Consider the following 21,743-nt stretch of genomic DNA (forward strand, 5'->3'; position numbering starts at 1 on the left):
ATGCAAGATCTACGCATTAAAGGGAACGGGAGGCTGGGTGCAGAAGGGCGTGCTTGGCCCCGGTGCTGCGGGCCTCGAGTTGGTCGACGGCGTTGCCTTTCTGCATCCCGAAGAGACCGTCTTCGAAGCGATGATTCGCGGGTGGGAACGCCAGCAGCGAGGCGGACGTCGCTTGCAACCCAAGACAATTCACTCACGAGCACAGGTCGTGCGGCGGTTCCACACCTACACCAACGAGTACCCATGGAACTGGACCGCGGCGGACTTCGACGAGTGGATGGCCTACCTGGTCAGCGAACTCGGCCGCGCGGAATCGACCATCCGCAACTATCAGGGCGCGGTCCGGGGCTTCACCGAATACCTCACCAACCCCGCATACGGCTGGGAATACGAGTGCCAGAAGCGATTCGAGACTCACCCGATCCAAATCGTCCACGAGTGGAACAGCGTCGCTCACCTCCTGGATTACGAGGGCTCGCCGGACCGGCGACCGTTCACCCGGGATGAGCTGCAACGGTTCTTCGACTACGCGGACGAGCAGGTCGATCGCGCCGCGAAGTCGGGCAGGAAGGGGCGCCCTGGCCGCCTACCGCGATGCAACCTTGTTCAAGACGATCTACGCGTGGGGCCTTCGCCGAACTGAGGCGTCCCGCATGGACACCGTCGACTTCTACCGCAACGCCAACGCCCGCGAACTGGGAAAATACGGGATGCTGCAAGTCAGGCACGGAAAACGCACCCGCGGATCACCACCGAAGCGCCGCGAGGTCCCAACGCTGATGCCGTGGATCGTTCCGGTCATCGACGACTACCTGGTCAACATCCGGCCGAGATTCGGAATCCCGGAACACCCTGCGATCTGGTTGACCGAGCGGGGCGGGCGAGTACGGCCGGCCGACATCAACGACCGCTTCGCCCAGTATCGGGACGCGCTCGGATTGCCAGCAGAGCTGACCCCACATTGCCTCCGACACTCCTGGGTCACCCATTTGATCGAGGACGGCGCCGACCCGAAACTCATCCAGGCCGCAGCGGGACACGAATTCCAGTCCACCACAGCGATTTACACAGCGGTCAGCGGTGACTTCATGAATTCAATGATGCGTCAGGCCCTGGACCGGGCCTTCGAGAAGGAGTTGTCATGACCGCCAAGTTGGACTACCGCTGGAACCTCCGGCAGGTGATGGCGACCCGAGAGATGTTTTCGACTACGGCGCTGCGGCCGATGCTCGCCGAGCGAGGGATCAGTCTGTCACCGAGCCAGGTCTATCGCCTGGTCGCCGAGCGACCGGAGCGTCTGAGCCTGAAAGTGCTCGTCGCCTTGATGGACATCCTGGACTGTTCGATGGAAGATCTGATCGAACCGATCGCGGTCGGCATAGCTGCCCGGCCCCGCAAAGCAGCATCCGGCAGCGGCACCGAGACCGGCGTGGGCTCGTTCCGCCCGAAGCCGGCCCGGATCACCCGCTGAATCCGGACGAGGACGGGTCAGATGGAGCACCAATCACCCTTGGACACCCAACTGCTCCAGCTGGTCGCTGACGTCGAACCGGCCATGGCGGCCGAGACCGTGCTCGCCGCGGCACGCACGGCCGCGTCGATCAGGGCCAAACAGCTGCGCATCGTCCAAGCACTCACCGAACGCCCGGACCTGCTGACCTGCGGCAGACCGGACGGCCCTGTCGCGGTCGACCACTTCATCCACGCCCTCATCGCCGCCGGCGCCGCACACGTGGTCGCACCGCGCTGCCCGGACTGCGAGAAACCCAACAAGCTCTCCGAGCGCGCGGACAACACGCGAATCTGTCTGCCCTGCAAGCAGAAGAGAAAGCGACCGAAGGCCGAATGCGCGAACTGCAAAGCCTTCCGCTGGCTCCAATACCATGACCGGCAAGGCCGGAGGGTCTGCCGAGACTGCCGACCCGGCCGCGACGTCGACGCCGTCGCTCTGCTCGCCGCACAGTTGCGGGAGCTGGAGCCGGAAATGGACCGCGACATCATGAACGCGGCGATCACCAAGGTCTCCAAGCTGCCCAACCATCTGCTCAAGCTCTCCTGGGAGATCGAAGACCGCCCCGGTCTGCTGACCGGCGAGGCGGCATCCGGCTCGCCATTCCTCATCCGCCTGATCACCGAATTGCGCCGAGCCGGTGCACGTCACGTGGTGCTGCCGCCCTGTCCGGTCTGCAACCAAGACCTCGCGCTCGCCAATCGCCTCGACGGCCAGCGCGTCTGCAACCCCTGCTACAAGAAGGCTGAGCCGAAGAAGATATGCACCCGCTGCGGCCGTGAGCGGCTCGTGGTCGGCCGCACCTCCGAGGGAAAGCCGTTGTGTCAGTACTGCCATCGGAACGTCGGCCTTCTCCACGAGGAATGCACCACCTGCCACAGACACCGGTTCATCGTCCAGCGCCACGGCACCGAGCAGCTCTGCAACATCTGCTACCGACTCCCGCTGGCCCTCTGCGGCCGCTGCGGCCACTACCGCAACTGTTTGGGAGTCGCTGCCGGACATCCCGTTTGCGAGTCATGCTCACACAAGAAATGGCCCTGCGTTCGATGCGACAAGACTCTCCAGATCGCCGCCCGGGGCCCAGACGGCCGTCTCTGCCACACCTGCTACGAGAAGGACCCCATCTCGTTCCGCACCTGCACCGAATGCGGAACCGTCGATCGGCTCTACCACTACGGGCTCTGCCCACGCTGCGCTCTCGCCCGCCAACTCGATCAACTCTTCCGCGGTCCCGACGCCGTCGACCGCCCAGAGCTCGATGCCCTGCACCAAGTTCTGCTCAACGCCACCTCTCCCAACCAGATCCTCCAATGGCTCAGCAGGTCCGCCTCCGCCCAGCTACTGAGCGACATCGCCGCTGGAACCTGCCCACTCACCCATGAGGAATTCGACCGGCGGCTCTCCCGGAATGCCAGCCGACACCTCCGCGGGATCCTGGCCACCGCAGGCATTCTCGAACCCCGCGACGAATACCTCGCCGACCTCCAAGCATGGATCGACAAGGCGTTGACCACCGTCGACAACCCCGAACAACGGAAATTACTGCGCCGCTTCGTCACCTGGCACCATCTCAGCCGACTGCGTCGACTGCTCGGCGACGACAAATTCGCTCAACGAGCACAAGTCGATGCGATCCGCGTCAGCCTCCGAGCCGCAATCGCCCTGCTTCGCTGGCTCGACGAGCAGGACTTGACCTTGGCCAGCTGTCAGCAGGCCGACATCGACCGCTGGATCACCGAGGGCTCGAGCACCCGCTACCAGGCCCGCGGATTCGTCCAATGGTCAGTTCAGAAACACCACGCCCACCAAATCGAGATCCCCGAATACCGGAAGACCAAGCAAACGGTTCCGCTGGATGCCGAACGCCGATGGGCCCTGGCCCGCCAACTCCTCAACGACCGAACCATCCATATCGGGGACCGCGTCGCTGGCCTGTTCACACTGCTCTACGCCCAATCCGTCACCAACATCGTCCGCCTCACCATGACCGACGTCACCGTCACGACCACCGAGACCCACATCAACTTCGGCCCCAAGCCGCTGAACCTGCCCCCAGAGCTGGCTCAGCTCCTCCACGAACACATCAAGACCCGCAGCGCCCGATCAGTCGTCAACCGAGCCGGAGAATCGCCCTGGCTCTTCCCCGGTGTCGACCCAGCCCGACACCTGAGCCCGAACCACCTCGGCCACCGCCTCAAGAAGATCGGAATCTTCTCGCGACCAGGCCGACACGCCGCCCTTCTCGACTTCGCCACCCAGATGCCCGCCGCAGTCTTCGCCGACCTCCTCGGCGTCAGCCCGTCCGCAGCCGACCGCTGGGTCGATCGTTCAGGAGCCTCCTGGGCCAAATACGCCGCAGTCGTTCAACGACGGGCTCCGCAGTGACCGTCCCGGCTATTCCAGAGCGTTGAATATCGGACTTCCCCAATAGGATCGCGTCGGCGGGCACCCGGCCTCATTTTTCTTACAGTGCAGGATTTCCGCGCGCGTCGTGTGTGTTCTGCATCTATTCATCGAAATCAGGTCTGGTGCGAGCTGCGCGCCTGCACCCCGAGCTGGCCGCGCAGTACGCAGCGGTTGAGGCCGATATCGGGCACCGCTTCCGTGTGGACGTGTCCATGGCCGAGGTCGTCGCCGAAGCTGCCACCGACACCGGGACCAGGCCGGTCGCCGACTGGATCGACTGAACCCGCCCCCTTCCCGGTACGCCTGGCTCTCCTTGACGTCGGTTCGTGTCCCGGCACGGCCGGACCCGAATCGAGATCCGCACGCCCACATCCGAACTCGCAGAAAGGGAAACATTATGAGTGACAACGAGATCGACGCCTATCACCCCGATTTCGATCCGTACATGCCCGATGAGCATCGGATCGAGGACGCGGTGAAGGTGTACATGGTGTTCGAGGACGGCCGATGGTGTCTGGACGGGTTGATCCAGCAGGGCGAGCCGCTGGATGAGGTGCACGGGACCCGGTGCAGCTACGAGCAGCCGCGCGAGGATTGCGTGGTCTGCTCGACCCCGCAGGGCCTGGCGGTGGTCGAGGCCGCCGATCGGGCCCCGCTGCCCAACGGGCGGGAGTTGCTCGGCATGCTGGCCGCCGAGTTCGGATTGGATCTCGTCCCGGCCGGGATGGCAGGACCCGGACAACAGATCACGCGGCTGAGCGAGCAGGTCCAGGAACTGCTGGACAAGCGCAGTGAGGTCGACCAACTCGGCGAGAAGCTCGTCGACGCCTTCATGGCCGCGGTCGAGCTGTCGACCTATCTCAACCTGCAAACGCGGCGCGGAAGACTGCGCGCCCTGCTCGCCCACATCACCCGAAAAGCCGCCACATGACCGGCTGCGGCGACCGCGCTGTGGATGCGCGCCTGTCGTCGGCTGACGGCCGCGAAACGACGACGACCTGCGGTATGCGGGTGCTCTGCGACGGTGGCAGGCCGCTGCTGAGCATCGCCTGCGGGCGCGACACCGCGGGGGTGGTGACGGTCGAGATTAACTCGGCCGAACTCGCGCGATCGGTGCCGATACGAATCCGGTTCGACGGCGCCACGATCGCGCAACGCCACGGCACGCCTGCGGCCCGCTGCGGGTGTCCCGAGTCCGCGCGCTCGGTCCTGGGCGGTGTCCACGTCCGCCATCACGAGCGGTGTATGGGCGGTGAACCCCGACGCTACGTGTGGTCCTCCGCGGGTGCCCTGCACACCGGCAGTCTCGCCGACTACGGCGAGCACTTCGAATCCCTGGACCCTGATGCCCAGCACCGGCTCGCCGCCGCCGGGGACGAACTGCGCGCCTGGGCCGAGCACTACCGGCTGCACATCGCCACCGCCATGACCGATACCTACTGCGTCCACTATCGCCTGGCCGTCGCCGACGAACGGGTGGAACTGGTCATCGACACGTCCTGTTGACCGGCGCGACGCCGGAGTTCGAGTCCACCACGGCCTTTCGGCCCGCGCTGTGCAGCGTCGTTCGGATTCCCGCCCGCTGGGCGTGGGTCTCCTTGTCTGTGTCCATTCTGTGTGAAAGGTGATATTGATGGCTGTGAGAACGTCGGTGTCGGTGCCCGAGTTCGCTCGCGAGGTCCTGGCCGAGTCGCGAATCGAAGGCAACAACCTGTTCCTGCCCCAGCAGTTGAGCAAAGCCGACTACCAGAAAGTCAACAGGGTCATCGAAGCCATGGGCGGAAAATGGAACCGCCGGGCACAAGCCCACATCTTCCCCGACGACCCCAGCGAGACCATCGCCGCGGCCGTGGCTCGCGGCACGACCCCCAACACCGAGAGGAAAGTACTCGAGGCGTACTACGCGACCCCCGAGCCGCTGGCCCACCATATCGTCGCCGGTGAGCACTCCGGTATCGCCGCTCTCGCGCCCGGCGCGCACGTGCTCGAGCCCTCGGCCGGCGATGGCGCGCTCGTGCATGCGATCCTGGCCACCAACCCGGCTGTGCGGGTCACCGCCGTCGAGCCCGACCGCGAGCGTGCCGCCGCTATCGACTACGACCCGCGGGTCACCATCGTGATCGCCAGTTTCGAGGAATTCGCCGCGACAGCGACACCCCGGTACGCGGGCGTGGTGATGAACCCGCCGTTCGCGCTGCCGGGGCAGCCGACGGTGTGGATGGACCACCTCTACACCGCTTGGGACCTGCTCGACGATGGTGGAGGGCTGCTGGCTCTCGCGCCCAACAGCTACACCCACCGCACCGACCGCGACCACCGGGCGATGCGGGAATTCATCACCGCCCACGGCGGTCACGAACCACTGCCCGCCGGGGCATTCACCACCTCCGGCACCCAGGTCGACACCGTGCTCCTGCACGCCCGCCGCCCGCTCGACCGCTGACAGAGCGGCAATCCGGAGTACGGATCTCCCCAGAACGGGCCTCTGCTTTCGATTCCGGCCCCCTCGGCCGGCGCGGTCCCTCCACGCGGCGCGTAGTTCCCGCATTGCCTGGGCCGTGAGCGCACCCGCCCGGGGGGACTGCTCGTTCGCGTGAGCACCCGGGGTATCGGTTCCGGCCGTGCTGCCGAGCCGCGTCATCTGCCGAAAGGAACGGTCGCCATGGTCGAGGAAACCGAGGGATTATTCCCTCTTCCAACGCTTTTCGATGACAATGTGATGCCGCTGTGCTGGTCTTTCGGTCTAGGCGTGGACAGCGCCGCGGGGGTCACCCGTACTCTGCTCGACCCAGGTTTCCGGCCCCCGCAGTTGCTCGATGATCTGTCGAATCTGCTGGTCATGGTCGCCCAGACAGGAGACGAGTGGCGATCGACCTGTGACCTTGTCGCGCAACATATCCTGCCGTTGCTCGCCGCCCGGCGAGTGCGCTTCATCGAAGTCGCCCGTGCCGGTCCCAGCGTCGCCGACGGGATCGTTGTCCTGCAAGACACCCGGACCCCCACACGTCTGCATCCCGATCCCGACGAGCACGGCTTCTACCCGCTCTCGGCCGAACACCGCGGCAACGGTGTCATGCCCACCCTCAACGGGCGCGCCTGCTCATCCAAGGCAAAGGGCCAGCCTTTAGATACCTGGCGTGCAACACATTTGGGACCGCGCCCTTACATCCACGCCGTGGGGTTCTCCGCCGAGGAGACCGCAAGGATAGCCCGCGACACCTCAGTCACGATGGGCGGGCGCCGCCACCCGATCTACCCGCTGCACGCCGCCGGGATGAGCCGGGCGATGAGCCAGGGCTACCTGTACGGATTGTTCGGCGTATGGTGGCCCAAAAGTTGCTGCCGCCAGTGTGGTTACGTCAGCGTGCCCAGTTGGCCCGACCAACTCGCCCGCTACCGCACCTATCCCGAGGAAGCCTTCAAACATCTCGTCGACGAGTACTGCACGCTGGCATTGAACCACCGCAGCGGGCTGTTCGGGCCGGGGAAATCGTTAAGGGACAGGCTCAGGGCGGACGGTGCGCACGAGGTCCACGCCCTGGCCGACGCCGCAATGGACTCGTGCGAGTGGGCGGTGTATCGAGTGCGGCGCTGCTACAGCGCCCGCGCGACAGCATGGCGCGCGGTCGAGATCACCCATCGCGCCGACCGCGCCACGGCCGAGCGGTTCGTCCTCGACCTCGCCGATAGCCTGGGGATCGCTGTACGTGCCGACGGTGAGCACACCCGGCTCTGGCTGACCGTCGAGACCGAGAACTATCCACGCTTGGAGGAGTTCTTCGTCGCGGCCCCGAACACGATCACCCCGAAGAAACGTTCAGGTTTCGAAACCCGGTGGGGCGGACACGCCGACGAGCGCTTGCTGGCACTCGAACACGTGTGCCTTGCAGGGGTAATTGACCACTCTCATCGATAGTTGGCCAGTACACGTGTTTCACCGTTCAACTGGGGCTCTCGGTGGCCGTTTTCCGGATTTGTCTGCAGCGCCGGTGGTGTCGAGTGTCGTACGTTCCATGCGGAGAGCCGACTCGTGGGGTTCGCACCACCTCTCGATGAGTTGGCGTGGATAGGGGCTACAGCGGCGCGGAACTCATTGGCCTTGGGCTTGCGGCCTCATGAGCCATCACTTTGAGTAATCCGAGGGTGGCAATCGATTGCCAGGCAAAATACCTACGACGACCTTCCGATCAACTGTGGCTCCTGCCGGACGGTGGGTCGCGACCCAGATCAGCTCATCGAGTCTGAGGGTGCCGCTGCTGGAGGTCTTCGGCGTCAGGTCGAGTACGAGGAGCAGGCCGAAGGGGACGTTGGTGTTGCTGTATTCCGTCGTTTGAGTCAGGTAGGTGGACTCGATGTGCTGGCGGCTGTTGTCGTGATCATCTTTCTTGATCTCGGCCAAGTAGCGCAGCGCGTCGAAGCGTACGATGATGTCGCCCCGTCCGAGGGCCAAGTCGATTGGCTCAGCACTTGCCGCGTAGTGGAGGGGGCCCGAGTCCAGCCAGCTACGGAAGTCCAATTGCAGGTCCTCCTCAAGCGGTTGGCGTTGGTCTTTCTCGGGCCGCTGGCGGTAGTCGTAGACCGGTTCGCCGTTACGGCGCCTCTTGCCCAGAAGGCTGGATTTTTCCAGGTCTAGGCGCGACTTGAGGAATAGGACGGTCTGGTACACCAGCGCTGAGAAGGTGACATGTACTCGCCCGGTGTAGTGGGGGTGTCCGGCCAACTGGTCGAGGATGCGGTGCACGATCGGACCTACCACTGGGTCGTTTGCGTCGAAGCGGCTTTGATCTGCCTGCTCGGCGAGTCCGCCGAGGAAAGACACAACGTCGTCGGTCAGGTCTGCGGTGAGGTCTAGTGCTGCCTTCTCGCCCATGGCGCGGACCAGCAGTGGCGCCAGGCGGTACAGCCGTTGCGTAGGTTGTGGGTCTTCGTCGTCGGGGTTGGCTTCGCCGTCGGGCGCGCTGGATCTGGGGGTGCGAGGTTGTCGGGCGCGGATCCTGCCCAGGAGAATTTCGGCTGTTGGGTGGTCGAATTGGGGGTGGCAGGTGTGCTGTTCGGATTGATCTACGGCGCGTTCGAGGATGTGCAGGAAGTTCTGCTCGCGTAAGAAGGTGTCTTCGATTGCGGGCTTTACGAGTAAGGCCACGCCCGCGTCGGTGCTGGGGCCCAACGGTTGGACGGTGCGGATCGAGTTGTAGGCGGAGAGGACGGCGTCGAGGGCGTTCCACGGGCTCATCCAAACCGTGTCGACGAGAGTATTCGAGGCTGTGTCCAGCAGCAGTAGGAGCTGGTGCCATCCGAGCAGGGCCGAGCGACGGGGGCGGGTCCAGGTGGGCTGGTGGGTACGCAGCTGCCACGCGGTGAGCTGTTCTAGTGACGCGGTGAGGCGTGCGGCGGCGTTGGCGACGGCAACGGTGTCGTGGCGGCTGAAAGCGAGAACCGCGTCGCAGGCCGCGATCAAGCAGTCGGCGTCGGTTCGGGCTTCGTCGGTGGTGCTGGCGGCGAGATCTCGCCGGGCATCTATAAGGTGTTGGGTGACCTGGGTCAGGTCGGTGCTCGATAAAGCGTTCCGGAGTCGGTGGCAGCCTAGTTCGTAGACCGCGTCCGAGTCGGAAGCTTCCAGTTGGGCCAGCTCACCGAGTAGGCGGCGCAGCGTGGTGGCTGCTTCCGTCTCCTCCGCCCAGCTGTCGAGTGCCGCGCCGAGGGTGCGCGGCAGCAGTTCGACGAAGTCTTCCGGGGCGTCCTGCACGGAGAGCCGTTCGAGGAAATCCCACACCCGAAAGGGCTTCACGGCCTTGCCGATGGCCAACCGCACTGCGGCGTCCAGCCGGGTACCGGCGAGGACTGGGGCGTCTTGGACCGTCTGTGCGAGTTGGTCGAGAAGTGCGTCGAGCAGCGCTGGTCCGTGAGAACTGAGCACCGCTGGACGGGCCAAAAGTACTTCCAAGGCGCTAGACAGGGCCAGCACGCTTCTCTGCGCCGCCAGACCGTCGACGAACAGTCCGGTGACATCCGCCCATCGCTGGTCGGCGTCGTCCGCGGTAATGGCCTCGGCCAGCAACGGCGCCAATGGACCTGCGGCGATCTCGCGGGCTTTGTCGAGGATCTCCGCCACGGGAATCGCGATCGTTGTGAAGGACGCCCGCTGCCCGGCTGCGGCAAGGTTGTTCAAGCGATCGGCCAAATCAGCCACGTCGTGTTCCTGGCCTGGTCACCACAGCGGCTCGTTCTCGTCAGCTTCGATGGTGTGCTTGGCGTCGAGGACAGTGTGGACAAGGTCGTAGTCGCGGGTTGTGATCACGACCTGAATGCCCTGTTCTTCAGCGACCGCCGCGAGTTCGCGGAACAGGACAGTTGCGTCGAGGTCTTGAACCTCCTCGGCTTTGGGGCTGTCGATCATGACCAGTCCCGGATGGGTCGAGACGCCATAGGCAGCCCCGACGCGCAGCAGGGCGATGATCAATGCGATGCGCAGGCGCAGGCGGGCACCGGAATCGCAATCGCTGAACCAGTCCTCGCCGCCCCCGTCCTTGGTGACCTTCATCCGAGCACCGCGGTCGATGCGCACGTTCTCTAGCGAGAGCATGCCGAACCGACGGGACAGGTCGACGACCTCTCGCCCCAAGTCGTTGAACAGCGCGTCCGCGGCGTTCTTGTTGTCGGCGTCGAGGATCTTCACCGCCGTGTCCAGCACCCGCAGAGTCACCGTCTCGTTGTCGGCTTCGTCCCCGCCCGGCGGGGACGAAGCCGGCAGGACATCCAACGCGCCTTCGAGGCGCCAGACTGCCTGCTGGGCTTGCATCACCTCGGGCAGCGCGGTGGCCGACCGCGCAGCTCGGAGAAGTTCGTCTGCGGTAGCCAACTCCGCGGTGAGGGCCCTGAGCCGAGTACGCGTGGACTCCGCGTGGGCTCTCACCTGGTCTTCGGCTTCCGCAGCCGCGTTCAAGCGGACTTCTGCCTCTGCGATGATCTCCATCGCCTCGGCGTCGTCGGTGGCGACCGGGCGGTCGCACACGGCGCAGGCGTGGGAGTGGTGCTCCCTGTGCCTGCGGTCGGTCGTAATGGCCTGATCGCACCGCGGGCAGGCGTCGGGGTCCAGTCCCTGGAACAGCGCTCTGGCGACCTTGCTCTCGCGGACGTCGGCCAGGCGCTTGGCTGCCCGCTGACGGTCGGTTTTGGTGCTCTGTTCGGCGCGCTGGGCGTCGTCATCGACTGCTCGGGCGTCGGCGACCTGCCCGGCCAGGTGCGCGGCTTTTCGGGCGAGTTCGGTGAGGGATCCGCTGTGCCCGGCGGCGGCGGTGATCTCGGCCAGTCGTGCGCGTGCGGTCACCAGTTCGGCCTCGATGCGCGTGCGCTCTTCTAGGGACTGTCCTGTAATTCGTTGTGGTGGTTGGTGTTAGCTTTCGGGTGTGGTTGGTCGTGGTGAGTTGACCGATCGGGCATGGGCTCGGATCGAGCCCATGCTGCCGGTCTCGGGACGTGGGCGGCGGTGGCGTGATCACCGGCAGGTGATCAACGCGATCCTGTGGAAACTCCGCACCGGCGCACCGTGGCGTGACCTGCCCGAACGGTACGGACCGTGGAAAACCGCGCATGAGCGGCTGCGGACCTGGACGGCTGATGGGACCTGGCAGAAGATCCTCGACGAAGTGATCGTCAAGGACGACTCGATCGGTGAGATCGAATGGATCGTCTCGGTCGATTCGAGCGTGGTGCGGGCCCATCAGCATGCTGCCGGAGCCCGGAAAAAGGGGGCGCCGTCGGCGTCGACGGTGAAGCACTCGGCAGATCCCGGGGCGGGCTGAGCACCAAGATCCACCTCGCTGTTGATGGCCGTGGCCTGCCGATGCGGGTCCTGATCACCGGTGGTCAGGCCGGTGACAACCCGCAGATCCTGCCGCTGTTGGACGGGATCAGGGTGGCGCGGCCCGGACTGGGCCGGCCACGTATGCGGCCGGAGGTCGTGATCGCGGACAAGGGCTACTCCCATCCCTCGACACGGGCCGCGCTGCGGCGACGACGGGTGCGGTTCGTCAGTCCCGAACGCGACGATCAGATCGCTCGCCGCGCCGCGAAGGGCTCGGCCGGTGGCCGGCCACCGGCCTTCGATTCCGAGGTCTACAAGCAGCGCAATGTGGTCGAACGCTGTTTCAACCGGCTCAAACAGTTCCGTGGGCTGGCGACCCGCTACGCCAAGCGTGCGGCGTACTACCAGGCCGAAATCACCATCGCTGCGATCATTCTCTGGCTGCGATGAGTTACAGGACAGGCCCTAGGCGCTGGGCCGCTTCGCGTTCCCAGTCGGCTTGGCGGGCTTGTGCCTCGTTACGGCGGACATCGCGGGCGGTCCTGACCCGGGTGAGCGCTGCGGCTGCGGGGAGGTCCAAGAAGACCTGAAGCAGCCTGCCCGCCAAGCCTGACATCGGATGGTCTCCCAGCAGGACCTTCGTGCTGGCTGAGCCCAGGTACATCGCGGCAAAATAGGCTGGCCATCCGTGGGTCTGCGTGCTGGTCTCGTTTAGCGTGCTGACAATCTGAGACAGGTCGAGCCGGTCCAACATCAGGTTGGCCACCTGCTCGGCGTAGCTCTGTTCGCCGGTCGCCTGGAGCAGGACAGTCACTTTCTGTGCGGGGTCCGGTTCCCGGGCATGAGCAAGGATGGCCGCGCTGGGTGCGGTGAGGACGGTCGCGGACGAGATCGCCCCGTCGGTGATGTCCAAGCGGAAACCCATCGACTGTCCGGCGACGGTGATGTCCAGGTCGAGGTGCTTCAGCCAGCCCCGGACGCCGCTCTGCAATTCCCGCCGCGGTGTCCCGCGCAGGCACCATGTGATCAGCTCCAGGACACTGGTCTTACCCCGGAAGTTGGAAGCGACCAGAGCCGTCAGGCCCGTGGTGAAATCAAATGTCGTGTCGAACGCGCCGGGTGCGACCTTGCCCGCGCGGACTCCCGCCAACCGCAGGCGTACCAGGCGCAGCGACCGCGGGCGGGCCGGGGTGAACACCAACGGCCACCCATAGGTGGCGAACACGTCCCGTACCTGTTCCGCGGTGACCTTGGCCCGGTCTGCGATTCGCGTATCCAGCAACGCTTCACCGGACACCGGCGGCTCCTGCGCGCCCCCATCTGCCACGGTGCTCGCATCTTTACCGGTGAACAGGGCGTGCTGGTCGTCACCCACAAGCCCGGTCATCGTCGTTCTCCTTGCGTAGTGTCCACAGCCTCACGCGAATCGGCCAAGTCGGCTTGCAGCGCCGCCAAGCGGGCACGTGCCCGCGGTGCCACCGTCGAGATGTGCTCGTGCAGTGGTGTATCGGCATACTCGCGCTGCAAGTACTGGCGGTTCTTCAACTGCGTTCCGCCGAGACCATCCGCGAGTCTCACCACCAAGTCGACCCGGTCGACGTAGTACTGGAAGACCGGCTCGTCGGCGACGATCTCGCGGGCCACCCGCCTGCCTTCGTCGAGGAGGTAGAAATCGCTCTGACGCACCCGCTCGATCGTGCCGCTGCGTTTGCGGGAGGCAAGGCCCGCACCGCGTAGAACCGCCATCGCGTTGTCGATGTTCTCCCACGCGCCGAACTTGTTGCGCAGCATGGGGTATCGACGCACCTCGGGTTCCTCGGACTCCAAGATCGACGCGGCCATGGCAAGCAGCGGCTCCTCGCGACTGCTCTCGTAGTCGTTGAGCAGCTCGTCTGCAAGGTAGTCGGGGTTGCGCAGCCAGAAGTCGAGCTTCAGCAACCGCACCGTCGTGCGGACAACACACACCGCGGTGCTCAGCCCAGGAATCCTCCGCTCGGTGTCGTCCACTGGTTCGCCCGCGCTGTCGAGCAACAACAGGATTCGAACAGCGTCCTGCTCCCGGCTGGTCACCGGATCCTCTGCGCTCAGTGGATCGGCCCTTTGGTCCACGCGCTCAACGTATCAGCCGATCTGACTGCTGCGTCGAGAACTCGACGAAGGAAACTCCTGAACCGCAGTCGCGTCGCGACAACGGCGTCGGATGTCCGCGGCCCGCTGGCCCACAAACCAATCGATAACCGGGCCAGCCCGCAGCCCACGTCCCTGGATGCCCAACTATCGCCGCGCGGCCCGGCCAAGAATCGTTGTTCGCAACGCCTCTGCCAGCGTCACCAAGCGCGGGCACGGCCATGCATGGGTGCGAGTCACAACACGCCGCCGCCGCCGGGCGCATGGCACCAGCCCTGCGGCATGACCCACTCCGGTTGCGGCCACGACAGTTTCGGCCCGCGCCGACCGTCCTGCCGTCCCGCCGTGCAGATCACGCGGCGGTCCACTGACCGGACCAGTGGTGTCGCTGCGTCATCCCTTTGTGTCGGCACCGTCGCTCGGATCACCGCTGGTGTGGCGGCCGAGCACGGATATCGCCACAGCAGAGCAGAAAGGGACCGCCCATGTACCCGATCAGGACCGGGTTCACCACCGAGGAAATCGAGTGCCTGGTAGCGACCGCCGCGGAGTTGTGGGCCGCTACCGGGGATCCCCACGACGTCCTCGGTACGTAGCAGAAGGATCTGCTGGCCCGTGCACACGAGCTGCTCAGCGATTACGAGCCCGCCGACGCACCGGCGAGCGGTTCTCCCGAGACCGCCTTCGTCATCGGCCATCGCGATCCGTGCCCGTTCGCTCTGGACGAGGCCGCGTTCGCGGGCTGGGTCGCGGCGCAAGGGCATCGGATCGCGGGCAACATCGCGTGCAGTCACGACGAGCAGCCCGCCAGCGACCTGGTGGCACTGCTCGACGCCGCGCGCAACGCCGACGTTCGCACCGGCGACCCTCGCCTGGAAATGCTCGTCGACCACGACAACACCCCGCAGCTTCCCGGCTTCACCCGCATGTTGCGCAACTACAGCGGTGGGCAGGAAAGCGTCGCCGTGACCACCGGATTCACCGAAATACTATTCCCCGACAGTGGACTCTCGACGGCCGCGGCAATCCGTTTCCACCTCGAACACACCGTGGAGATCGCCAACGGCCTGCTTCACCTCATCACTGGTCGTCTCAGACAGCCCACGACCGGAAGAGGGGCACGCACTGCCCGCAGCGGCTCCGGCGAACACCGCCGCGGCGACGCCGCTCCAATATCGCCAGCACAGATCCCGGTCGCGTCGCCTCCTCTGACTCGCCGCGGTCGACGCTGCCGAGCGACCCGGTCGCCGAATCGACGAACTCTGTTCCAACAACAGCAAAGGAAGGACGCTCATGATCTCCGTCCCGGAACTACGTACCTGGGTGTCGGGTCTGGATACCTCCGATTTCGTCGGTATCGACGAAGGGGGCCTCACTCTGGTGGAGGTCGGCGACGACGACCTTCTCACCGGCGCCTATCTCGAGGTCGGCGGATGCGACGACGACACCGAGATCGAACCGCCGTCGGTCACCGCTGTCGAGCCCGCGCGCGCGAGTGCCGCGGCGGGGGCGGCGGTGATCTCGGTGGCGGATCTCCTGGCGATGGTCGGCGGCAGCCTCACCCGCACCGAACTCCCCAAGGTGCGCGCCGCGATTCGGAATTCGAGTATCGGTGACTCGCTCGGCGATGTGGTGTTCGCCGTCATCGCCGGACGCCGCCGCGAACTCACCGCCGAACTGCGCGCGTTCACCGATCCCGAGGCGTTCACCACACGTCTGGGCCCGGCACCGCTGGTCTCGGTCAGCGCTGAGCGCATCGGTAGCCTGTTCGCCGCGATTGAGGAAGCGACCGGACTGTCGTTGATCCGCGTGCCGTGCGGTGACGCCGCGCGGCTCTGCGTCGACGACCGCGTGACAGGCAGGTTGTTCGAGGTCGGCGACACTCTCGAGTCGTGGTTGCTCGGCGACGCCACCTTCCCCGGCCTGACCGCGGAGTGGATCGGCGCCACCGTCGACGACTTCACCCGCGACGAACTGACCCGCACCGGCCCCCGCGACTATCAGCTGCCCGAAAGCTCACCCCGCCGCGACTGACCCGCGGCTACAGAAAACGGCCGGACGAACCCAACCCTCACACATGCGTAGACGCGCATGTCGACAACTCTTGGAAGGAGGTGGCGCTCTTGCCGGCACTCACGATTTCCCATACCGCCGAAGAGGGCACCCTGTTGGAAGGGACCGACCGCGGTGATGGCACCTACGAGGTGATGTGCGCGGTACGCGACGCGATCGGGCATTGGCGGTGGGCCAGGAGCCTTCAGTGCTGGATCGTGGTGTCCTCCCGCGATCGCCAGCCCAAGCAGTACCACATCGACTACGCCGCCGAGAAGTTGCGTGAGGCCGGATACACCGTCGAGGTGGACATCGACCGCAGCGTGCGCGCCACCGAGGACGCCGAAACCGACCGCGCCCTCCGACAGGCCGACCGAGTCGATGCGTTGCAGAACAAGGCATCCCGCAAAGACGCGAAAGCCGCCGCCGCGGAAGCCGCGCATCAGCGCGCCCACAACGCCTTGCCCCCGTTCGGAGAGCCGGTCAAGATCGGGCACCACTCCGAACGCCGCCACCGCAACGCCATCGACAAGTCGTGGAAGGCGTGGGGGCGCTCGGTCGAAGCCGACCGCGACGCCACCCGCGCCCACCATCGCGCCGAGGCCGCCGCCCACACCACCGAGCACCGGAATTCCCCGCGGACAGTGGCCAACCGGATCGATACCCTTGAGGCCGAGCAGCGCGGCGATCAACGCGCCCTCGACGGACACACCCGCCGGTTCCTCGACAGCTACGGCAACGTCTATCAGACCGAAACCACCGGCCCGGCGACCGGCGACTACCGGGCGCGCGTGCTAGCCCGAATGACCCAGCGCGAGCGAGACATCGCCTACTGGAAACAGGTCCGCCAAACCCAGATCGACCAAGGCTTGACCCCGGGCTGGGGCCGTGAGGATTTCACGGTCGGGGACTTCGTGCGCGCCCGCGGGGCGACGTGGCGTCAGATCACGCGGGTGAATCCGAAATCGGTGTCGGTGGTGAACTTTTCACTGTCCCCGTTGGCAGTGCACACGATCGCGGCGAAGATGACCGGGCATCGGTGGATCACCACCGATGACACGGTGCGCTTCCACGAGATCACCGCCGTCATGACCGAGGCCCAGGCCCACGAACGGTTCCCCGACATCTTCGCCGACCTCGACACCAACAGCCTCCCGCCGCGCCCGAAACGCAAGGGCGGGAAGACGAAACTCGACTACCACCGTGGCCTCCAGGCCGAGCACTGGTCCTGGCGCATCGACGGCATCGAATACGACGCGGTGTGGGCGCACCCTTCGCACTGGTTCGCCACCCCGCCCGAGCCCATCACCGAACCGGGTGTAGTGCGTCTGCGCGCGCGTCGCCGCCCGGCCGGGCGCGTGCACGGTGACCCGGTCGAACTCCCGGTGACCGAGTTCGCGATCACCGGGCCGGTGTGCTGGCCCGAGGAGGTCCACAACCAGGTCCGTGTCCTGGTCGAGGCCCGCACCTACCTGCCCGCCGCCTGACCCGCCGACACCCCTGCGGGCGACACCGGGCCAACCGCCGCCCCGCGATCCCGTTGTGGCTCGCGCAATCCGCTGTCACACAACAGCATCCGGCGACCGCGGCAGCGCCGCCGACCCGTTCGGCCGCCATTCGACCGATCCCTGTCGGCCTGCCCTCCTGCGGCGTCCCGTCCATGTCCCGCACCGAGAACGGAGACCACCATGCCCTCCACTCCTGTCCGTCACGCCGCGGTATCGACCCGTCGTCTGCCCCTGTCCGTCGACCCCCCACATGAGGGAGATCGGTGATGGGCGCGGTGGCCTGGTCGGTGATCGTGCGCGGACTCACCGGGCACCTGCGCGAGGTCGCGGCCGAGATCACGCCGGGACTGCCCTCGCTCACCGTGACCGGTCTCTCCGAGGACCAGCCGCACGCGTGCATCGACCGGGTCCGCGCCGCGGTCGCCAGCTGCGGCTGGGGGTGGCCGCAGGCCCAGGTGACGCTCACGATCTCGCCGCCGGTCGGCTCGGGCATCGAGGGTATGCACGACCTCGCACTGGCGGTCGCGGTACTCGCCGCCACCGCCCCCGACACGATCCCCGCACCGCGCCTGGCCGGGGTCGTGCTGCTCGGCGAACTCGCCCCCGACGGCCGTCTGCGGCCCGTGCGCGGGATCCTGCCCGCGGTCCTGGCCGCCCGTGACCACGGACGCACCCTCGTGATCGTGCCGCGCGAAAGCCTCGCCGAGGCCGCCCTCGTGCCGGGGATGACCGTTCTCGGCGCCGATCATCTCGGCGCTGTGCTGGCCTGGCTCGGCGGGGCCGACCACACACTGGACGTCCCCGCCGCCGTCCCGGCACCACCGGAATTCACCGGCGTGGACCTCAGCGACGTGCGTGGTCACTACCGAGCGCGATGGGCTCTCGAGGTCGCCGCCGCCGGGGGCCACCACCTGCGCCTGATCGGGTCACCGGCCGCCGGGCTCGGCGCGCTCGCCCGCCGCCTGCCCGGACTACTGCCGCGGCTGACCGAATCCGAGTCGCTGGAGGTCCGGGCGATCGCGTCGCTGGCCGGCACCCTGCCCGAGGGTCCGCTGGCATCGATCACCGCCCGCCCCTATGTCGAAGTCCATCATTCCTCGAGTGCTCGGGCGTTGCTGGGTAGCGCCACTTCGTCTCGTCCCGGCGCGCTGGCTCGCGCCCACCTCGGCGTGCTGCACCTGGAGTCCTATCCCGACCTGCACCAGCGCACGCTCGACGCGCTGCGGGCACCGCTGGACGACGGTGAGGTCGTCGTCGCCAACCGCGACAACCTGCTGCGGCTGCCCTGTGACACCCTCGCGGTGCTGACCTCGGCCGAATGCCTGTGCCACGCGGCCCGCGATAGCGCGTGTGCCTGCCCGCCAGCGGCCAAGCGCCGCCACCGGGAGCGGCTGCACCGGGTCCTGGCCGAACGGGTCGACATCACCATCCGCGACAACCCCGACGACCGTGGCGGGTTCGGGGAGGACTCCCGCGAAACCAGCGCCGAGGTGCGCCGCCGGGTCACCGCGGCCCGTACGGCGGCAGCGGCCCGGTGGCGCGAGCACGGCTACACCACCAACGCCCGCGTCCCCGCATCGCTTCTGCGCCAACACTTTCCGTTGTCACGGACCGAGGCCGCTCCCCTTGAGGCAGCACTACGGGAGGGCCGGATCACCCGCCGTGGCGCCGACCGGACCCTCGCGGTCGCGGCGACCATCGCCGACCTGCGCGGCGCCGACCATCCCAGCACCCACGACATCGTCGAAGCCCTACACCTGTACGGATTCGGCAGACCATAGTTCCAGCCCACCGCGCACCCACACCCACTGGCGACTCCCCGGTGCCGGTCGGCGGGTGCGTGGTCACCGAACTGACCTGCCGGGTGCGTCGAGGTCCACCCTCGCCCCAGTCAACCCGCCGCCACCCTCTCCCGACGAGAGCGGCGTCGTCGTTCGTTCGAAGGAGCCACCCCCATGTCCACACCCGCCTCGCCCGACTCGCCCGCCGACACCGGCCTCCGCGCCCGGATCGACAACGATCGCGCGCGTGCCGAAGGCTTCGTCTGGGGTGCACTGCACATCCAACACTCCGGCACCCCCGAAGCCGCCACCGCCCAGGCGTTCGCGTCCGCCTACGCCGACCGAGTCACCGAATCCCTCACCAAAGATAACGTTTTCGTCCCCGGCCTGGCGGAAGCGTGGGTCGCGTGGCGGCTCACCGGCGACCTCACCGCCGACCTCGCTCCCGCCCCGTCCCCGGTCGAGCGGGTGCCGGGATTCGAGGAATGCGACGCCGCGTTACGGAACCGGACGGCGTGGTGGCTGTGCGCCGAGGCTCTCGGGTATGTGCGCGGCTGGTGTGACGCGGCCGGGGTCGGGTCCGGTGACGCGGTCGATTTCGCCCGCGCCTACGCCGTGCTCGTGGCCGCGGGTGTGTCGCGCCCCAATATCGCCGACGCCTGGACCAACTGGCGCTCGGGCCAGCCCCTCAACGCCTTCGGCGTATAACACCCGCCACCCGGGCGCGCCGAGGCGCCACGGCAGTACCGCCCCGATCGGCCAGGCCGATTCACCGACCAGCAGAACGGAATTCGCTCATGTACAGCACTGATCCCTGCCCGTTCGGAGCAGTGCGTGAGCCCCGGCGGCTGGCGTGGGCGCTGCTATCGCGCGCCGCGCGCGGACCGTCGAAACCGGTGTGGCAGTTGATCGACCGGCTCGGTGTCGAAGACGCGGCGACCGCGCTGGCCACCGGCACCGCCAAGGCCGAGGTGGATCCAGGTGTAGTCGCCCGCGCGAATGCCGACCGCGCCGCTGCCGAGTTGGTCGTACATTACGCGGGCGGGGGCCGACTGATCACCCCGGATGACCCCGAATGGCCGAGCTCGCATCTGGCGGCGCTGCACGCACCTGGGTGGGGACCCGAATACTTCGTCGGTCCCCTCGCCTTATGGGTGTCGGGCACCGCCCGGCTGCCGGAGATCGCCGAGGACGCTGTCGCGGTCGCCGGGACACCACGCCCGACCGGCTATGGGATCGAGGTCACCACCGCCATCGTCGCCCAGGTCACCGCCCGCGGCATGGCCGTCGCCGCCACAGGCGGCCCCGGCATCCCCGCCCACGCCCTCACCACCGCCCACCACATCCCGGCACCGACGCTGACGGTGCTCTCGTGCGGCACCGACCTGGCCTACCGCCACCACAACCACCACCTGCGCTCTGCGCAACCTGGCACCGGTGTGCTGGTCAGCGAATACCCGCCGGGGACCCAGCCGCGACCGCAGCGAGTGGGAGCGGCCCACCGGTTACTGGCCGCGCTCACCCGCGCCACCGTCCTGGTCGAGGCCGATTGGCGGTGCTGGAGCGAGGTGTCGATCACGTGGGCGCAGCGGCTGGGCCGCAACACCTACGCCGTGCCTGGGCCGATCACCTCCCCGACCTCCAGCCCCGGCAACTGCCTCATCGCCGACCACGACGTCACCCCGGTCGCCTCACCCCGCGACATCTACCTGCTCGCCGGTGATCTGCCCACCGATCCGTTTCCCGGCGACGACGCCCCGGACCGACCGAACGGAGAACCCGCGTGATCGACACCTTCGCCTGGACCGCGAATCTCACCCGCCACGGCGGCACCGAACTGGCCCTGCTCGCCGCCACTCCCACCACCGCGCGGGACACGGTCGCAGCCTCCGTGGCCGCGCACCCGGTCCCGCCCGAGACCCGCCACAGAGTTCGTGCCGGGCTGGTCAACAGCGACGCCGGATATCCGAGCGAGGCGTTTCGCCTCTACCGCGTCGGCGGCACCGGCCACCGGCCCCACCACGATCTGGCGGTCGCGGTCACCGTCCACCAGCTCGCCGTCGACCCGCCCTGGCGCGGGCTCCTCGACCACGTCCTGTTTCTCGCCGAACTCGGCCTCGACGGCCGCCTGCGCGCCGCTGGCCCGCCGGACACCATCGCCACCGTTGTCGCGGCGGCAGCCCGCACCGAATTCCGCTACGTCGTGACCGCGACACCGGAGAACACCGACGATCTCAGGTCGAGGGCATCACCGTCGTCACTCTCACCGATCTGCGGGCAGTCCTGACCTGGCTCGAATCCCTCTCGGGCGAGCAGCTCGGATCCGCTACGGCGTGCCCGGCGTCGCCAGGAATGCGCATCGCCCACAACCTCGGTCCCGCCCGGGTCCGGCAACTGCGGGCAGTCCTCAACCGCGGCGAGGTCGAGGAGCACGCTCCGTACCTCGGCGACGACAACCGCTGACCCCGGTGGCATCGCGCACGAGCGAAGGCATCGACCCGCTGCTCGCAGACCTCGTCGACGCCGCCGAACAACGGCTGAGCGACTTCATC

At 67.2% G+C, this 21,743-nt stretch carries 21 protein-coding genes and 1 pseudogene; 16 read left to right on the forward strand and 6 right to left on the reverse strand.

The window, feature by feature from the left end; translation table 11 throughout:
- Window positions 1-37 precede the first annotated feature (37 nt).
- Genes ACWEKR_RS08315 through ACWEKR_RS08325 form a run of 3 tightly spaced genes read left to right on the forward strand, consistent with a single transcriptional unit; the run spans window position 38 to window position 1,471 of the window.
- On the forward strand, window positions 38-643 hold the full coding sequence (locus ACWEKR_RS08315; RefSeq protein WP_452353900.1) for a hypothetical protein: 606 nt from the start codon (window positions 38-40) through the stop codon (window positions 641-643).
- On the forward strand, window positions 603-1,145 hold the full coding sequence (locus ACWEKR_RS08320; protein ID WP_452353901.1) for a tyrosine-type recombinase/integrase: 543 nt from the start codon (window positions 603-605) through the stop codon (window positions 1,143-1,145). The genes ACWEKR_RS08315 and ACWEKR_RS08320 overlap by 41 nt, the downstream gene beginning before the upstream one ends.
- A complete protein-coding gene (locus ACWEKR_RS08325) occupies window positions 1,142-1,471 on the forward strand; it encodes a helix-turn-helix domain-containing protein (protein ID WP_043734997.1) in 330 nt (109 codons plus the stop codon). Before ACWEKR_RS08320 ends, ACWEKR_RS08325 begins: the two co-directional genes overlap by 4 nt.
- 17 nt (window positions 1,472-1,488) lie before the next feature.
- On the opposite strand, the gene ACWEKR_RS08330 is transcribed toward ACWEKR_RS08325, so the two are convergent.
- Entirely contained in the window at window positions 1,489-1,701 is a 213-nt protein-coding gene (locus ACWEKR_RS08330; protein WP_452353902.1) for a hypothetical protein, read from the reverse strand.
- A gap of 31 nt (window positions 1,702-1,732) precedes the next feature.
- On the opposite strand from ACWEKR_RS08330, the gene ACWEKR_RS08335 reads away from it, so the two are divergent.
- The 6 genes from ACWEKR_RS08335 (at window position 1,733) to ACWEKR_RS08360 (ending at window position 7,835) form a co-directional block, all read left to right on the forward strand.
- Complete coding sequence (locus ACWEKR_RS08335) at window positions 1,733-3,898, forward strand: CHASE3 domain-containing protein (protein ID WP_452353903.1); 2,166 nt, start codon at window positions 1,733-1,735, stop codon at window positions 3,896-3,898.
- Between the two features lie 143 nt (window positions 3,899-4,041).
- Complete coding sequence (locus tag ACWEKR_RS08340) at window positions 4,042-4,200, forward strand: hypothetical protein (RefSeq protein ID WP_452353904.1); 159 nt, start codon at window positions 4,042-4,044, stop codon at window positions 4,198-4,200.
- A 116-nt stretch (window positions 4,201-4,316) separates the two neighbouring features.
- Window positions 4,317-4,850: a hypothetical protein gene (locus tag ACWEKR_RS08345; RefSeq protein ID WP_452353905.1), complete on the forward strand. Its 534-nt coding sequence runs from the start codon at window positions 4,317-4,319 to the stop codon at window positions 4,848-4,850.
- Window positions 4,851-4,924: 74 nt separating this feature from the next.
- Window positions 4,925-5,425: a hypothetical protein gene (locus tag ACWEKR_RS08350; protein ID WP_452353906.1), complete on the forward strand. Its 501-nt coding sequence runs from the start codon at window positions 4,925-4,927 to the stop codon at window positions 5,423-5,425.
- Between the two features lie 127 nt (window positions 5,426-5,552).
- Window positions 5,553-6,362, forward strand: a complete 810-nt coding sequence (locus ACWEKR_RS08355; protein ID WP_452353907.1) for a hypothetical protein — start codon at window positions 5,553-5,555, stop codon at window positions 6,360-6,362.
- A 219-nt stretch (window positions 6,363-6,581) separates the two neighbouring features.
- Entirely contained in the window at window positions 6,582-7,835 is a 1,254-nt protein-coding gene (locus ACWEKR_RS08360; protein WP_452353908.1) for a hypothetical protein, read from the forward strand.
- Between the two features lie 207 nt (window positions 7,836-8,042).
- Here the strand turns inward: ACWEKR_RS08360 and ACWEKR_RS08365 are convergent, their stop codons facing one another.
- Both ACWEKR_RS08365 and ACWEKR_RS08370 read right to left on the reverse strand, forming a co-directional pair.
- Window positions 8,043-10,109, reverse strand: a complete 2,067-nt coding sequence (locus ACWEKR_RS08365; protein ID WP_452353909.1) for a hypothetical protein — start codon at window positions 10,107-10,109, stop codon at window positions 8,043-8,045.
- A gap of 18 nt (window positions 10,110-10,127) precedes the next feature.
- Window positions 10,128-11,246, reverse strand: coding sequence for a hypothetical protein (locus tag ACWEKR_RS08370; protein ID WP_452353910.1), 1,119 nt, complete (start codon window positions 11,244-11,246; stop codon window positions 10,128-10,130).
- 130 nt (window positions 11,247-11,376) lie between these two features.
- On the opposite strand from ACWEKR_RS08370, the pseudogene ACWEKR_RS08375 reads away from it, so the two are divergent.
- Window positions 11,377-12,173: pseudogene (locus ACWEKR_RS08375) on the forward strand (IS5 family transposase).
- Between the two features lies 1 nt (window position 12,174).
- Here the strand turns inward: ACWEKR_RS08375 and ACWEKR_RS08380 are convergent.
- The 3 genes from ACWEKR_RS08380 to ACWEKR_RS08390 form a co-directional block, all read right to left on the reverse strand.
- On the reverse strand, window positions 12,175-13,110 hold the full coding sequence (locus ACWEKR_RS08380) for an ATP-binding protein (protein WP_452353911.1): 936 nt from the start codon (window positions 13,108-13,110) through the stop codon (window positions 12,175-12,177).
- On the reverse strand, window positions 13,107-13,832 hold the full coding sequence (locus ACWEKR_RS08385) for a hypothetical protein (RefSeq protein ID WP_452353912.1): 726 nt from the start codon (window positions 13,830-13,832) through the stop codon (window positions 13,107-13,109). Before ACWEKR_RS08385 ends, ACWEKR_RS08380 begins: the two co-directional genes overlap by 4 nt.
- A 254-nt stretch (window positions 13,833-14,086) precedes the next feature.
- Window positions 14,087-14,743: a hypothetical protein gene (locus tag ACWEKR_RS08390; RefSeq protein WP_452353913.1), complete on the reverse strand. Its 657-nt coding sequence runs from the start codon at window positions 14,741-14,743 to the stop codon at window positions 14,087-14,089.
- A gap of 400 nt (window positions 14,744-15,143) precedes the next feature.
- Between ACWEKR_RS08390 and ACWEKR_RS08395 the strand changes: the two genes are divergently transcribed.
- The 6 genes from ACWEKR_RS08395 to ACWEKR_RS08420 all read left to right on the forward strand — a co-directional run bounded on the left by ACWEKR_RS08395 (window position 15,144) and on the right by ACWEKR_RS08420 (window position 21,478).
- Window positions 15,144-15,884 carry a hypothetical protein gene (locus tag ACWEKR_RS08395; protein ID WP_452353914.1) on the forward strand — a complete coding sequence of 247 codons (741 nt, stop codon included), beginning with the start codon at window positions 15,144-15,146 and terminating at the stop codon, window positions 15,882-15,884.
- Window positions 15,885-15,973: 89 nt separating this feature from the next.
- Window positions 15,974-17,389 (forward strand): DUF3560 domain-containing protein, encoded by a 1,416-nt coding sequence (locus ACWEKR_RS08400; protein WP_452353915.1) that lies wholly within the window; start codon window positions 15,974-15,976, stop codon window positions 17,387-17,389.
- Window positions 17,390-17,676: 287 nt separating this feature from the next.
- A complete protein-coding gene (locus ACWEKR_RS08405; protein WP_452353916.1) occupies window positions 17,677-19,191 on the forward strand; it encodes an ATP-binding protein in 1,515 nt (504 codons plus the stop codon).
- 174 nt (window positions 19,192-19,365) lie between these two features.
- Window positions 19,366-19,899, forward strand: coding sequence for a hypothetical protein (locus ACWEKR_RS08410; RefSeq protein ID WP_452353917.1), 534 nt, complete (start codon window positions 19,366-19,368; stop codon window positions 19,897-19,899).
- Between the two features lie 89 nt (window positions 19,900-19,988).
- On the forward strand, window positions 19,989-20,978 hold the full coding sequence (locus tag ACWEKR_RS08415) for a DNA-processing protein DprA (protein ID WP_452353918.1): 990 nt from the start codon (window positions 19,989-19,991) through the stop codon (window positions 20,976-20,978).
- Window positions 20,975-21,478: a hypothetical protein gene (locus ACWEKR_RS08420; RefSeq protein WP_452353919.1), complete on the forward strand. Its 504-nt coding sequence runs from the start codon at window positions 20,975-20,977 to the stop codon at window positions 21,476-21,478. The genes ACWEKR_RS08415 and ACWEKR_RS08420 overlap by 4 nt, the downstream gene beginning before the upstream one ends.
- The last annotated feature ends 265 nt before the right edge of the window (window positions 21,479-21,743 follow it).

The sequence above is a fragment of the Nocardia sp. NPDC004573 genome, from assembly GCF_053602135.1.

What these genes read in the sequence shown, in the direction of transcription:
- ACWEKR_RS08355 (WP_452353907.1), top strand. Translation starts at nt 5,553, where the DNA reads ATGGCTGTGAGAACGTCGGTGTCGGTGCCCGAGTTCGCTCGCGAGGTC.
- ACWEKR_RS08415 (WP_452353918.1), top strand. Translation starts at nt 19,989, where the DNA reads ATGTACAGCACTGATCCCTGCCCGTTCGGAGCAGTGCGTGAGCCCCGG.
- ACWEKR_RS08350 (WP_452353906.1), top strand. Translation starts at nt 4,925, where the DNA reads ATGCGGGTGCTCTGCGACGGTGGCAGGCCGCTGCTGAGCATCGCCTGC.
- ACWEKR_RS08380 (WP_452353911.1), bottom strand. Translation starts at nt 13,110, where the DNA reads ATGACCGGGCTTGTGGGTGACGACCAGCACGCCCTGTTCACCGGTAAA.
- ACWEKR_RS08410 (WP_452353917.1), top strand. Translation starts at nt 19,366, where the DNA reads ATGTCCACACCCGCCTCGCCCGACTCGCCCGCCGACACCGGCCTCCGC.
- ACWEKR_RS08330 (WP_452353902.1), bottom strand. Translation starts at nt 1,701, where the DNA reads ATGAAGTGGTCGACCGCGACAGGGCCGTCCGGTCTGCCGCAGGTCAGC.
- ACWEKR_RS08395 (WP_452353914.1), top strand. Translation starts at nt 15,144, where the DNA reads ATGATCTCCGTCCCGGAACTACGTACCTGGGTGTCGGGTCTGGATACC.
- ACWEKR_RS08345 (WP_452353905.1), top strand. Translation starts at nt 4,317, where the DNA reads ATGAGTGACAACGAGATCGACGCCTATCACCCCGATTTCGATCCGTAC.
- ACWEKR_RS08405 (WP_452353916.1), top strand. Translation starts at nt 17,677, where the DNA reads ATGGGCGCGGTGGCCTGGTCGGTGATCGTGCGCGGACTCACCGGGCAC.
- ACWEKR_RS08360 (WP_452353908.1), top strand. Translation starts at nt 6,582, where the DNA reads ATGGTCGAGGAAACCGAGGGATTATTCCCTCTTCCAACGCTTTTCGAT.
- ACWEKR_RS08325 (WP_043734997.1), top strand. Translation starts at nt 1,142, where the DNA reads ATGACCGCCAAGTTGGACTACCGCTGGAACCTCCGGCAGGTGATGGCG.